Genomic DNA, 12,557 nt, shown 5'->3' with positions numbered 1-12,557 from the left:
TTACAGAAAACCGCAGGCCTGTAAATTAGCATACTCCCGAATGAAAAACAGCGCCCTGGCGGCGCTGTATCTCAAATGCTACTTCTCAGTTTTCTCACGCATCGCTTGCCAGGGCCTTGCGGCCGGCATCTTCATCCAGCTCGCCTTCCCACTTGGCGATCACCGAGGTCGCAATGCCGTTGCCGATCACGTTGGTGGCGGTACGGCCCATGTCGAGGAACTGGTCGATGCCGATGATCAGCAGGATGCCGGCTTCCGGCAGATGGAACATCGGCAGGATGGCGGCCACCACCACCAGCGAACCGCGCGGCACGCCAGCCATGCCCTTGCTGCTCACCATCAGCACCAGCAGCATGGTGAGCTGCTGGGCAAACGACATTTCGATGTTGTAAGCCTGGGCCACGAACAAGGCGGCGAACGCCTGGTACATCATGGAGCCGTCGAGATTGAAGGAATAACCGAGCGGCAGCACAAAGCCGGTGATCTTGTTGTTGACGCCGAATTTCTCCAGCTGCTCCATGGTCTTCGGATAGGCTGCTTCGCTGCTGGCGGTGGAAAACGCCAGCATGATCGGTTCTTTCAGCAGGCGCAGCAAGGTGAAGATCCCGCCGCGCAGGAAAAGATAGCCCATCCCGATCAGCAAGGCCCACAGCGTAGCCAGGCCGACATAGAAACCGCCGAGGAACTTGGCGTAAGTTGTCAGCACGCCAAAACCCTGCACCGTGATCACGGCGGCGATGGAGGCAAACACACCAAGCGGGGCGAAGCGCATCACGTAGTCCGTGACCTTCAGCATGACTTGCACCAGGCCATCGATCGCCGTGGTCACCACCTTTGCCGACTCGCCCTTGACCGAAGCCAGGCCGAACCCGAAAAACAGCGAGAACACCAGGATCTGCAAGATTTCATTCTTGGCCATGGCGTCGACGAAACTGCTCGGGAACACGTGGGAAACAAAATCCTTCAGGTTGAAGCCGCTGGTATTGAGCTTGGTGTCGGCGCCCAAGGCCGGCAGCGGCAGGTTGAGCGCGTGGCCGACCTGGAGCACGTTGACGAACAACATGCCCAGCGCCAAAGACAACAGGGAGGCGATCACGAACCAGCCCAGTGCCCGGATGCCGATACGGCCGACCGAGCTGCTGTCCTTCATGCCGGCAATGCCGGACACCAGCGTGCCGAACACCAGGGGCGCGATGATCATCTTGATCAGCCGCAAGAACACATCGGTGATGATAGAGAAATAGGCGGCGATTTCCTTCGCCGCCGCTTCGTCCGGCGCCAGGCTGTGGCAGATGTACCCGACCACTATGCCAAGGACCATGCCGAGCATGATCCAAGTCGTTGCTTTAATTCTTTTCATTTACGTATCCTGCCGTTAGACATATAAAAAATACAAAAGCTGTCGACCCGGACTGTGCCGGCATCGCGAAGAAACCTTTATTTCCACAATGAAATATACTTTGCGAAAATATCAACGTTCCACTGGAAAAATAAAAAAGCCCTCATTGCTGAAGGCTTGATGAACCTGGTGTCGGCGGCAAGACCTTGCCCCTGATGGCAAGCCTGCGCCAAAGCTCGAACGGACCAGCATGGTACATTAGAAAACCGCCTCCAATCAATAAAAAGAGGCTTGGAGCCTGCATGCGCGCGGGTGACGACAACGGTTTTATACCAACGGAGACCTTCACATGACTGTCATTGAAAATCTGTTGTTCCCCATCTTGCTCTATGCAGCGCTCGCTTGCGGGTTATTGGGCGGACTGTTCTTCGCATTTTCCAATTTCGTGATGAACGCCCTGTCCCGCATCTCGCCGGCCAGCGGGATCGCCGCCATGCAGTCCATCAACGTCACGGTGCTCAATCCGCTGTTCCTGCTCCTGTTCCTTGGCGCCGCCCTGCTCTGCGCGGCCTTGGCCGTCTTTGCCGTTTTGCGCTGGCAGCAGCCTTATGCCGGCTGGCTCCTGGCGGGCAGCCTGTTCTATCTTGCCGGCGGTTTTCTGGTGACGATGGGATGCAACGTTCCGCTCAATGACGCGCTGGCTGCGGTAGATCCGTCCCTGCCGGAATCATCGCGGGTCTGGCAGAACTACCTCAGCGCATGGACCAGCTGGAACCACGTCCGGACCATATGCTGCCTGCTCTCTTCCGCACTGTTCATCGTCGCCGCTGCGCGACAAGCCTGGCTGACGCAGATCTCAAATTAAGACGACAAGCTTATATTTTTACTGGAAGCTCTGAAAATACCGAGTTTTTCATCTCCTTGATGTATATTTCCCAAAAGAAATTAATAGGCAGCAATTAAATCTAGGAGATGGTGATGCAAAACCGCAGTACATATGGCTTCATTTTTTGTCTGGCAGCATTAGGATTCAGCGCAAGCGCACAGGCCGAACTGCCGCCCATCAAGATCGGCGTCATCGGCCCGATCACCGGCCCCTCGGAAGACATGGGGCAAAGCATGATAGGCGGCGCCAGGGTCTTCCTGGCTGACATCAACCAGGTCGGCGGTGTGCTCGGCCGCAAGATCGAGCTGGTCGAGCGCGACGATCGCGCCAAGCCCGATATCGGTTCCGCCATGGCCAAGGAAATGATCGAGAAGGACGGCGTCGTCGCCGTGGTCGGCTTCGGCAATACCGGCGTCGCCCTGCCAGCGGCGAAACTGTTCCAGGAAGCCAAGATCCCGCTGATCGTCACGGGCGCCACCGGCGCCACCATCACCAAATCCTTCATGCCGCCGGCCTATCCGGTCAGCTATATCTTCCGCACATCCGCCAGCGATGCGCTGCAGCCGATCGTGATCCTCAACGATGTGATCGACCGCCGCAAGATCGACAAGATCGCGCTGCTGCATGATGACAGCCCCTACGGCCAGTTCGGCAAGCAAAGCATGCTGACCGAGCTGGGACGGCGCAACATCAAACCGGTCCTGGTGGAAAGTTTCAAGGTCGGCGACCAGGACATGACGACGCAGCTGCAGCACGCCCGCGACAACGGCGCGCAAGCTGTCGTGATGTACTGCCTGGCTCCCGAGGGCGCAATGGTGGTGAGAAGCGCGGAAAAGCTGAAACTGCGCCTGCCGATCGTCGGACCTTGGGGCATGTCGCAGCAAACCTTTATCGACAAGGCCGGCCAGGGAGCGGAAGGCGTGCGCAGCTCGGTGACCTTCATCGAAAACGAACTGAGCTCGGTCAGCAACCAGTTCTCGCTGACCTATCGCAATGTGAACAAGACCAACCACATTCCTTCCGCCGTGGCCGCGGCGCAGACCTATGACGCCTTGCGCCTGATTACGCTGGCGATATTCCAGGCCAACTCGGTGGACGGCGGCAAGGTCAAGGATGCGCTGGAGAACCTGCAGGTGCACACCACCTCTACCGTGGTTTCGCGCTATTTCAAGCCGTTCTCGCCGACCGACCACGAAGCCATCGACCTGAACATGATCGTCATGGGTGAAATCCGCAACGGCAAGGTAGCGTACGCATACAAGGAAGATGCCAGCAGCGGATCGATTACGCGCACCAAGAAGGCCAGCAACTGATATCGCCGGCGCCGGGCAGTTAGCGTTACCAGCCCGATGCCTGAATCCCGAGGCAGCTGAAAAGCTCCGGGCCAGCTGGCCCGGGATTATATGGATCGCGTTCCCGGGAAATTAGGCAGCGCTGAATCCGCTACTGCGTAGCGCAACTGAAACTCGCAGCCAGGTTGATATCGCCCGCGCCCTTGTATTTCGGCCATGCCGGAAATTCGCACAACGGCCTGGTGCGGCCCGGGACGCCAGCCGTATCCGAGACGACCTGCGCTGCCGGGGCGCTGCCCTGCTCCACCCAGCTCTCCAGCGCCGTCAGCGAATCCCATGCGGCATTGAAGACCGTCGACAAGGAATGGCCATAGCCGGGGATTTCGTAGTAGCGGACGAAGCTGTCAACCGCAGTGCTGCCCATGGTGGACTGCAGGCGCCGGAAATAATCCTCACTGGAGCGGGTGCTGACCAAGGCATCCGACATGCCGTGCGCCATCAGGATTTTTCCGCCCTTGGCCATGAATGCCGACAAATCGGTCTTGTTGATATCTTGCATGAGCGTGAGCTGATCGATGCGCGCCTGCCATGCGCCCGCATGCTGCGGATCTAGCGACAGGGAATCAAATGCCGGATCACGCGTGATGAAATGCTTCGCCCATTGATCCCAGAACGTCGCCCAGTATGGCGCATCGGCCGGCATGGGTTGCGCCGGCTGGCTGTCGCCCATGGCCAGCAATCTTACCGTCTTCTGCGCCGCCGAGTCGCCGGCCAGGCCGAGATCGGCGCCCCATACATTAAAGCCGGGAAATTGCGTTTCGCCGCTGCCGAGCGGGCGGTCAAACGTGATTGCGGTGCTATAGATCTTCAACGCAGCAATCTGCGCATCGGAGAGGCAATTGTCGCCCGTATCTGCGCCGCCGGCACAGCGCAAGGGCGCGCCGTTGAGCATCGCGCTGGCGGGATCGAAGCGGCTGTTGCATGCCTGCATGTTGCTGATCAAGCCGTCCTTGACGCCATCCAGCGCGTCGCAGGCTTCCATCGCCGCGTCGTACAGCGTCTTGCGCTTTGCCAGGTTCAAATAGGCATTCGGCATGGCAAAGGCGCGCGTGATGCGGCCGAACTGCAGGTCCAGGCTGGCCGCGGCCCAGGCCGGATAAAGCGCGATCACGCCATCCCAGTCCTGCGGCCAGCGCTGCGCCACCGCCAATGCTTCGCGGCCGCCGGTCGAACCGCCGGCGAAGTAGGATTTTTGCGGCAGGCCGCTGGCGTAATACCGCCCGATCAGATGGATCGCCACATCGCGTGTTTTCTTGAGCGCGTCGCCGGCAAAATTCTGCAAGGCTTCGTCGTTCCGTCCGAACGAACCGTCGCGGCTGCCCGTCTGGTTGGCCTGGTGCCCCGAATCGCTGGCAAAGGTTGCGTAGCCGCGCGCCAGCGGCTTGGCCTGATCCAGCGGGCCGGCAGGGACATTGCCACTGACATCGGGAACAGTGCCGTTATACCCGCCGCCGCCGAACATCAGCGCCTTGTGGTTCCAGGCGGTCGGCAGATCGAGCTGGAATTTGATTTTCGGCGCCGCCGGATCGACCGGATCGATCTCGCCCTTCACCAGGCAATACTCACCCGTCGCCGCCACGCCGGCGCCGGCAGCCGGTACGCTGTGCGCATCGGTCACGATTGCGCCCGTGGTCGGCAAGCCGATGGCCTGGGCGGAGATCGCCATGCCGTTTAGCTGAGGACAGCTGAGTGGTCCGGCGCCGGCTTGCAACTCGCTGCTGCATCCGGCGGACAGCAGAGCCATTCCCAGCAAGAGCGGGAATGCATACAAGCGGTAAAGCCGCGCATTGATGCCGTATGTTTTACTGCCAGAGCCCGGGGCTTCAAACGTTCTCAGAAATGTTCCTCGATTCATCATGAGTGCAGCTCCTCCAGTAAGTGTTGGTCGTGGCTATCTATTCAACTCACGTAACAATAAACCAGTCTGGCGGAATTCATCGGGACGGCAAAATTAAGAGGCCCTAGTTACCGGGCAATGCAGTTCATTTAAGCGAGCACGGCGGACGACAGGCGGCGCTTTCCCTGCGCGCTGAAAACGAGAAGAGTGCGGCCGCCGCAGGCCGCAATCCTCAAATACCCACTTCGCCGCATGCCGTGCTGCTTGCTATTGCGCGCTTATTTTTTGCACGGCACGGTCATCGTCGCTTTGGAGAAATTCCTTCAGCAGATTGAAATACGCATCCGTTTCCTCCACCCATGGCCGGTGTCCGCTGCGTTCAAAGACCATCATCCTGCTGCTGGCGGCAGGCAGCGCTGCCTTGATTTCGCTGGCGATCTTCGGCGTGCCGACGCGGTCGTAACGTCCTGCGGCGACCAGGGTCGGGACTGTGAAAGATTGCATGCGCGCACGCGGATCGTAGTGCTTCATGGTGCCGCCCACCTGCCACTCGGGATCCTGGCCGATGAAGCTGAGGTAGACATCGGAATTGGCGGCGTCGGCCGGGTCGCCGGAGCTATACAGCTTGCTTTCCATATCCGGATCGCGCCAGTAGATGTCCAGCTCGGTCTCTCCATACAGCTTCCCATATTCCGGCGCGCTCGATTTGACGCCGTGCGCGCGCAGCTGCATCAGTTGCTGCCATATCTCGGGAAACTGGTTGCGCGCGGTGAAATTGACGCTGTCGATATTCTGCTGCCAGCTGTGCGCATTGAGCATCGTGCTGGACAGCACAAGCTTGGAGACATGCTGCGGGTACTTCAGCGCATATGCGAGCGCAGGCATGCCGCCGTACGAATGGCCGAGCACCGAGATGCGCTCATAGCCCAGCGCGATGCGCAAGGCTTCGATGTCCTCGGCGTCGCGTTGAACTGTATATTCCGAGGCGCGCTTCGAATCCAGCCTGTCCGAACGGCCTCTGCCGATATTATCCAGATAGACGACGGTATGTTCCGCGGCGAGCCGGGAGAACCACGGATGGAACGACGCGTGGCTTGAGCCCGGGCCGCCGGCGATCAGGAAGACCGGCGACCCGGAGCCCTCGGTTTCATAATAGATTTTGCCGTACCGCGAAGGAGCAAACTGCCCTTTGCCATGCATCTCTATGCCTGTCTTGGCAGGCGCCTCGGGACTGGCCTGCGTCTGCGCGCTGGCGGGAAGCCCGGCAAACATTGCGGCGGTCAATGCAAATGCAGCGATTTTTTTAATACCGAACTGGCTGGATCTGGCTTTCATTTTCTTCTCTCTTTTATCAGAATTTGTCGAAGCGATATTGGTTCATCACGCGCAACCTGCCGTTCGTGGCAGGCAGCATGAAGGCAATTACCTTGTCAGCGTTGCGCGAGTCTCGATGAAGCTGGTGACGCGGCTGGCGATCTCCGCCGAGTCTTCTTCCAGTGCGAAGTGGCCGCTATCGAGAAGGTGCAGCTCGGCGTTCTTGATATCCTGCAGATAAGCCTTGGCGCCGGCTTCGATGAACAAGGGGTCGTTCTTGCCCCAGACGATCAGCGTCGGCGGCTGGCTCTTGCGGAAATAAGCATGCCAGGCGGGATATTGTTCTACGTTGGTATGGTAGTCGACCAGCAGCCCCATCTGGATCTTGCGATTCAGCACGCTCTGCAAGCCGTCCTGGTCATGCATCCATGCATCGGGACTCAACTGCTCGGGATTGCGGGCGCCGGTCTTGTACATGAATTGCACGCCTTGCGGACTGAGCACCTGCGACATGGCTTGCTCGGTCTCGGCATTGATGCCGACGCTGAGCTGCTTGATGTCGCTTGCCAGCTGGGCGGACAAGCCTTCCTTGTAGGCATTGGCGTTCTGGATGACCAGGGCGGAAATCCACTCAGGGTGCTTAGCCGCGATGCGGAAGCCGACCGGCCCGCCGAAATCCTGGACATACAGCGCAAATTTCGTGAGCCCCTTCTTTTCCAAGAAACGCGTCATGACATCGGCCAGGCCGTCAAACGTCGGCGTGAACGGCACGCCTTCCGGCACCTCGCTGTAGCCGCTGCCCGGATAGTCGGGCGCAATCACGTGGAATTTCCCCATCAGCGCAGGAATCAGATCCCGGTACATATGCGATGACGATGGAAAGCCATGCAGCAGCAGAATGGTCGGATTGGCCGGATTGCCTGCCTCGCGGTAGAAAATCTTGATGCCGTCCACGTCCTGAGTGCGGTAAGCCACTTGCGTCGCGGCCTGCGCCTCCAGCGAGGAAAACAACGCGATGCATAGTCCGATGAATGTCGATTTCATGAATCTCTCCTGAGGGGGAATAGGTGCGAGCCGGTAGTTTTTGACTTCTTTTAAATATTCCATGGGAGAAATATACCTGTATCCACTAGCATTGATAAGATGGATAATTACTAAAACAATGTCCATCATTAATGGACAATAAACAGGCGCCCAATATGGCAAATCTTTCCTCAGTCAATCTCAATCGCCTGCTGGTCTTTGTCACGGTGGTGGAAGCCGGTTCTCTCACTGCCGCGGCCAATCGGCTGGGCCTGACCAAGACCATGGTCAGCACCCACATGCAGCGCCTGGAGAGCGAAATCGGCGCCAGCCTGCTGGTGCGCACCACGCGCCGCCTTAACCTGACCGACGCCGGCGAAGCCTTTTACGAAGCCAGCCGACGCATCGTCAGCGATGCTGAGACTGCGATCTCCGCCGCCGGACACGACACGGAGGAGCCGCGCGGCACCCTGCGCATCACCGCGCCGATCGACTATGGCGCGACGGTAGTCGCGCCGGTGGCTGTCGCCCTGCAGCTGCACTACCCGCGCCTCAAAATAGAATTGCTGGCCGGCGACCGTTTCTTCGACCTGGTCGCGGACGGCATCGACGTAGCGATACGCATAGGACGGCTGGCCGACTCCGGCCACCAGGCCGTCCGCATCGGCAGCTTCGAGCACTGGCTGGTGGCGAGCCCGCAGTTTCTTGAACGGGTTGGCATGCCGCGGACGCTGGATGATCTGAAAGATTTGCCGTTTGTAGCGCTATCGGTATTGCCGCAGCCGCTGACCTGGACCTTCAAGACCCAAGGCAAGACCGAACAAACCGTACGCTTCAATTCGACGTTTTCCGCGAACACCGCTTATGCCGCCGGCATCACCGCGCTGGCGGGGGCCGGGCTGGCGGTCTTGACGGATTTTGCAGTGGCCGAGCATGTTGCCGCTGGTCGCCTGCTGCGCGTGCTGCCGGAGTGGGAATTACCGGATGGCGGGATTCATGCGGTGTTTCCGGCGGCGCGGCATCGGCCGAAGAAGACGCGGGTGTTCATCGATGAGCTAAGAAATCATGTCAACAAATCGGAAGGAGCAGCCGTCAGCCTCGGCCCAAACCGGACGGTGCCTGAATGCAACTAGATTGATCGGATCGAAATGACGGGTGGCTAAATTGACCAGTAAACCTACAATGAAAAGGTTTTACAGGAGTGAATCAAGATCTTTGGCTGGGAAGTCATTCAAATCTCTAAGGAGACAATCGTGCGGATGCTATTGAACGTCAAATTTCCTAATACCGAATTCAACGCAGCTATCAGGGACGGCTCGGCCAGCAAGAAAATGGGCCAGATTCTGGATGAGTTAAAACCGGAGGCAGCCTATTTCACCGAACAGCACGGGCAGCGAACAGCCCTCCTGATCGTCAGCCTCGATGACCCTTCGAAAATCCCCATGCTTGCCGAGCCATGGTTCCTGACTTTCAATGCCAATGTGGAGCTAAGAGTGGTCATGACGCCAGAGGACTTGAAGAGGGCCGGGCTTGAAGAGCTTGGCAGAAAATGGGCATTTTAGGACGCCCTAAAGCGACAGCACAACGCAATCGCTGAGCTGCATTAGGCGCCGTAATGACAAGTCGCGGCGCAAAAGAAAAAGGCCCTCATTTCTGAGGGCCTTTTAAATTCTGGTGCTGGCTGCAGGACTTGAACCCGCCACCCCCCTGATTACAAGTCCAACGGGAAATTGATTCCTTTCAATTACTTACCGAGTTTTCAGTTCCGCAATTCGATAATTTCGATATCCCTCTTGGGAATTGACGCGCTGTGCCTGGTGATTTATGTCCAGCGGGATAGCCTGACCGCTGCCAAGGAACGTGCCGAGACCGCCAAACAGATCACAGGCGATCGCGACGGCACCATCAAGACCTTGACCGACGCGGCGGCCAAGGACAAGAAGGCCGCCGCCAAGCTGCAAGCCGCCACCGGCGCCGACGCTGACAGTCACCCCCTGTCCAGCGATCATGCGCTGCAAACTGCCGGCGACGGCGTCCAGAACTAACGGCGCGTTGTTGCTTGCCCTGGAGCGCGCAGAAGCTGCGCGGGGCATTTGTGCGGCCCAGATGGGCGCCGTTGCTGATTGTCAGGAGGACGCCGAACGTGTACAAGCCAAAAAGCCTTAGTGCACATCTGACAGCCGCCAGCGCTGAATTGCAGCAGAACCCCGACAAGCTGCTGGTCTTTGCGGAGGGTGGCAACACGGTGGCGACCGGCACCGCTTCCCTGTCGTTTGAATATCGCTATAAGCTGAACATCATCATCACCGACTACGCTAGCAGCGAGGATGCCATCATGGTCCCGTTGCTGGCCTGGGTGCAGGTGCGCCAGCGCGACCTGCTGGACAATGTCGAGCTGCGCAAGACCGGCATCGGCTTTGATGTGGATTACAACAACCACGCGTCGGTAGACCTGCCGATCACACTGGCGCTGACCGAGCGGGTGATAGTGAAACCAGCCGGCGCCGGTCGGCTGGAAGTGTTGCACCTGGCCGAGCCGCAACCCACACCAGCAAATACCGCTGATTTCTGGCAAGCCTATGCAGGCGCTGGACGGCGCGCCCTATGCGGCGCGCAAGCAGCGCAAGAATCCACGGGGTAAGAAAGGGAGAATCAAACGGCAGAAAGCCGCCATGTTTGAGAAGACCGCACGCTAAAAAATCTCAAAATCGAGCAGGACGAAAATCAGCTTTCAGTCGGCTTCCTTGGGCGCGTTGCGCGGATTGCCCGCGTGCATCAGGAGGGATTGACCGACAAGGTTGCAAAAAAAAGGCGACATATCACTACCCGACTCGAGCACTACTTGAATTTAATGTGACTGACCACGCAGTGATTCGGCATTCTTTACTCAAACATCTGAATAGTCCTTTTTAAGAAAATTTCATCGCCAGGTCAAATTCTTAGTTCGTAGGTCATTGCCGATAAGCGTGACGACAATCGACGTTTCATCCAGTTTCGCGATATCTGGCGTAAATATTCATGAAATCTTAATAAATAAATACAAATCTCACAAAAAGAGTGGCACTTTTCTCATTTCTAATTGGCAACACATATGAGCAGTCATGCTCGATCTTTGATCCATAAATTGCAGAACAGGCGAAGCCGCAAATATCGACCTCGGTACTGTTGCGATAAGTCTTTAACTAACAGAAAAGGATTGTGTGAACCATTTAGCTAAATGTCCTTTTGGACGCAGGATAATATTCTCTTTAATAATTAGCTTATTTTATGGAAGCTCAGCCAGTGCAATTGATACCGTCATCATTACTGCGCCTAGACCCGACCGCCCATCAGGCCCATATTATGGCGACCCTGATGGCCCTTCTGCAGGGGGTGGAGATGGAGGAGGTGGAACTCCAGGCAGTCCGTCCGACCTAATTGCCGAGCAAAAAAAGCAAAGCAAGAATAGTGACATACGATGCAATCCAGATTTGCCCCAAGAAATGAGAAATGTAACGTCAAGATCAAGCCAAGATGAGCGATGGGCTGTCGCCAATCAACTCAAAGCAATGTGGAATGTAAAAGAAGGTCCTGCAGCGAGAATTGGCAGCGCCCTATTTGGGTATTTCAATCCAAAAAGGCAATACGTGTTTAAGGTCGCCTATGCAGATGGTGGCTGGGAATGGTGGACGGCAAATCCAGCAATAGGCAGCATTTCCGTTATACCGGGTTCCAATACGGGATTCTATGGCGGCGATGGAGTCGCTAAACCGAGTCCGGATTGTCCCAATTACGGTTAATTAGAGGTTATATGAAAAATTCGATTAAGATCAAAGCGCTGATTTTTCTGGTCATTGGCATTTCTATCGCCGGTTATGCATGGCATTTCACAAAGGGTCAAGATGCGGCAGATGGGCAACAGTCAATACAGAATCAAAGCGTGGCTGTAGGACGCTCAGTGGAAGATGGGGCAAGATTAGAAAATACGGTTTTAGCTGGCCAAACAGGTAAATCAAACGAAAAGCCCACCGTCGCAATGGCAAAAGCTTTTTATGCCAGCACTGATCTACACGCCTTCGCGGAGTCGGCAAAAAATCATCCAGAAGCAGGAGGCATCGGCTATGCAATAAGTGCGCTCAATTTATGCAGAGAATTGCGTAATTTGCCAGAACCAGGGAATGATGGAAAAGAAGATTCGATTAATTACGGAAAAAGACTTGCAAGTTATAACCGTATAAAAATCCGATGCCAAGGATTTTCTGATAATGATTTTTCTACAGATACTATTAGTGAACTGGTCAGGAGAGAGAGGGACGATAAAGATATCTTACGTACAGTAGATATTTCTTTTGCTCTTATCCTTGGAAACGCTGGCCCGGATCGCAACATTTCGTCGGAATCCAGAAAGCAATTTTTTAAAGAGATCAGTAATTTGCAAGATCCCGGCGTAATAAGTGTTTTCGGTCGAGAAATCGTAACGTATCAAACTCCGGAAGGTGGCGTTGGTTATTGGTTGGATGGTCATTTTTATCCACAAAACTCCGCAAATTCACCGCTGACTGATGCTTGGGAATTGGCCTCATGCTCGTTTGGAATGGTATGCGATCAAACAAATTCAATCATTGAACTTCAATGCGTCACAAAAGGTCAGTGTTTTGATAATTTGTCCGATTTTTATAAAAACACTACGTATGCCAACAACGCTTCTTCTTTTCAGGATTTGTTGAAATATAGAGATCGAATTATGACGGCGATCCAAAGCAAAAGCGTGGATGCTTTTCTAAAGCCAAATTAGATTTGCGAATGTGAATCGATCGAGCGATTTAC

Annotated in this window: 13 protein-coding genes; 9 read left to right on the top strand and 4 right to left on the bottom strand. The window is 56.2% G+C overall.

The genetic code is table 11. The annotated features are described in order from the left end of the window. Positions 1 to 94 precede the first annotated feature (94 nt). Positions 95 to 1,360 carry a dicarboxylate/amino acid:cation symporter gene (locus tag KHU30_RS20625; RefSeq protein ID WP_211444464.1) on the bottom strand — a complete coding sequence of 422 codons (1,266 nt, stop codon included), beginning with the start codon at positions 1,358 to 1,360 and terminating at the stop codon, positions 95 to 97. A gap of 328 nt (positions 1,361 to 1,688) precedes the next feature. Here KHU30_RS20625 and KHU30_RS20620 point away from each other — a divergent pair, with 328 nt between their 5' ends. Further along, entirely contained in the window at positions 1,689 to 2,204 is a 516-nt protein-coding gene (locus KHU30_RS20620) for an anthrone oxygenase family protein (protein WP_211444463.1), read from the top strand. 113 nt (positions 2,205 to 2,317) lie between these two features. Beyond that, complete coding sequence (locus tag KHU30_RS20615; RefSeq protein WP_230427495.1) at positions 2,318 to 3,538, top strand: ABC transporter substrate-binding protein; 1,221 nt, start codon at positions 2,318 to 2,320, stop codon at positions 3,536 to 3,538. 130 nt (positions 3,539 to 3,668) lie between these two features. Here KHU30_RS20615 and KHU30_RS20610 read toward each other — a convergent pair whose 3' ends face one another. The 3 genes from KHU30_RS20610 to KHU30_RS20600 all read right to left on the bottom strand — a co-directional run bounded on the left by KHU30_RS20610 (position 3,669) and on the right by KHU30_RS20600 (position 7,772). Then, positions 3,669 to 5,435, bottom strand: a complete 1,767-nt coding sequence (locus KHU30_RS20610; protein ID WP_407928110.1) for a tannase/feruloyl esterase family alpha/beta hydrolase — start codon at positions 5,433 to 5,435, stop codon at positions 3,669 to 3,671. Positions 5,436 to 5,681: 246 nt separating this feature from the next. Further along, positions 5,682 to 6,749 carry an alpha/beta fold hydrolase gene (locus KHU30_RS20605; RefSeq protein WP_211444461.1) on the bottom strand — a complete coding sequence of 356 codons (1,068 nt, stop codon included), beginning with the start codon at positions 6,747 to 6,749 and terminating at the stop codon, positions 5,682 to 5,684. An 87-nt stretch (positions 6,750 to 6,836) separates the two neighbouring features. After that, positions 6,837 to 7,772, bottom strand: coding sequence for an alpha/beta fold hydrolase (locus KHU30_RS20600; RefSeq protein WP_211444460.1), 936 nt, complete (start codon positions 7,770 to 7,772; stop codon positions 6,837 to 6,839). A gap of 155 nt (positions 7,773 to 7,927) precedes the next feature. On the opposite strand from KHU30_RS20600, the gene KHU30_RS20595 reads away from it, so the two are divergent. The 7 genes from KHU30_RS20595 (at position 7,928) to KHU30_RS20570 (ending at position 12,525) form a co-directional block, all read left to right on the top strand. Next, a complete protein-coding gene (locus KHU30_RS20595; protein ID WP_211444459.1) occupies positions 7,928 to 8,884 on the top strand; it encodes a LysR family transcriptional regulator in 957 nt (318 codons plus the stop codon). Positions 8,885 to 9,004: 120 nt separating this feature from the next. Further along, the gene (locus KHU30_RS20590; RefSeq protein WP_211444458.1) at positions 9,005 to 9,313 is read left to right on the top strand and encodes a panthothenate synthetase; all 309 of its coding nucleotides are present in this window, start codon (positions 9,005 to 9,007) and stop codon (positions 9,311 to 9,313) included. 231 nt (positions 9,314 to 9,544) lie between these two features. Next, complete coding sequence (locus tag KHU30_RS20585) at positions 9,545 to 9,796, top strand: hypothetical protein (RefSeq protein ID WP_211444457.1); 252 nt, start codon at positions 9,545 to 9,547, stop codon at positions 9,794 to 9,796. Continuing rightward, complete coding sequence (gene lysC, locus KHU30_RS25790; RefSeq protein WP_407928109.1) at positions 9,759 to 9,917, top strand: Rz1-like lysis system protein LysC; 159 nt, start codon at positions 9,759 to 9,761, stop codon at positions 9,915 to 9,917. Before KHU30_RS20585 ends, lysC begins: the two co-directional genes overlap by 38 nt. Beyond that, positions 9,895 to 10,392 carry a phage tail protein gene (locus KHU30_RS20580; protein ID WP_211444456.1) on the top strand — a complete coding sequence of 166 codons (498 nt, stop codon included), beginning with the start codon at positions 9,895 to 9,897 and terminating at the stop codon, positions 10,390 to 10,392. Before lysC ends, KHU30_RS20580 begins: the two co-directional genes overlap by 23 nt. 559 nt (positions 10,393 to 10,951) lie before the next feature. After that, positions 10,952 to 11,530 carry a hypothetical protein gene (locus KHU30_RS20575; RefSeq protein WP_211444455.1) on the top strand — a complete coding sequence of 193 codons (579 nt, stop codon included), beginning with the start codon at positions 10,952 to 10,954 and terminating at the stop codon, positions 11,528 to 11,530. Between the two features lie 11 nt (positions 11,531 to 11,541). Then, complete coding sequence (locus KHU30_RS20570) at positions 11,542 to 12,525, top strand: hypothetical protein (RefSeq protein WP_211444454.1); 984 nt, start codon at positions 11,542 to 11,544, stop codon at positions 12,523 to 12,525. The last annotated feature ends 32 nt before the right edge of the window (positions 12,526 to 12,557 follow it).

Source organism: Collimonas humicola (genome assembly GCF_018304945.1).
Classification (GTDB): Bacteria; Pseudomonadota; Gammaproteobacteria; order Burkholderiales; family Burkholderiaceae_D; genus Collimonas; species Collimonas humicola.
Note: the sequence above shows the minus strand (reverse complement) of the source record. Positions and strands in the feature narration are given on the sequence as shown.

What these genes read in the sequence shown, in the direction of transcription:
- KHU30_RS20625 (WP_211444464.1), bottom strand. Translation starts at nt 1,360, where the DNA reads ATGAAAAGAATTAAAGCAACGACTTGGATCATGCTCGGCATGGTCCTT.
- KHU30_RS20620 (WP_211444463.1), top strand. Translation starts at nt 1,689, where the DNA reads ATGACTGTCATTGAAAATCTGTTGTTCCCCATCTTGCTCTATGCAGCG.
- KHU30_RS20615 (WP_230427495.1), top strand. Translation starts at nt 2,318, where the DNA reads ATGCAAAACCGCAGTACATATGGCTTCATTTTTTGTCTGGCAGCATTA.
- KHU30_RS20610 (WP_407928110.1), bottom strand. Translation starts at nt 5,435, where the DNA reads ATGATGAATCGAGGAACATTTCTGAGAACGTTTGAAGCCCCGGGCTCT.
- KHU30_RS20605 (WP_211444461.1), bottom strand. Translation starts at nt 6,749, where the DNA reads ATGAAAGCCAGATCCAGCCAGTTCGGTATTAAAAAAATCGCTGCATTT.
- KHU30_RS20600 (WP_211444460.1), bottom strand. Translation starts at nt 7,772, where the DNA reads ATGAAATCGACATTCATCGGACTATGCATCGCGTTGTTTTCCTCGCTG.
- KHU30_RS20595 (WP_211444459.1), top strand. Translation starts at nt 7,928, where the DNA reads ATGGCAAATCTTTCCTCAGTCAATCTCAATCGCCTGCTGGTCTTTGTC.
- lysC (WP_407928109.1), top strand. Translation starts at nt 9,759, where the DNA reads ATGCGCTGCAAACTGCCGGCGACGGCGTCCAGAACTAACGGCGCGTTG.
- KHU30_RS20570 (WP_211444454.1), top strand. Translation starts at nt 11,542, where the DNA reads ATGAAAAATTCGATTAAGATCAAAGCGCTGATTTTTCTGGTCATTGGC.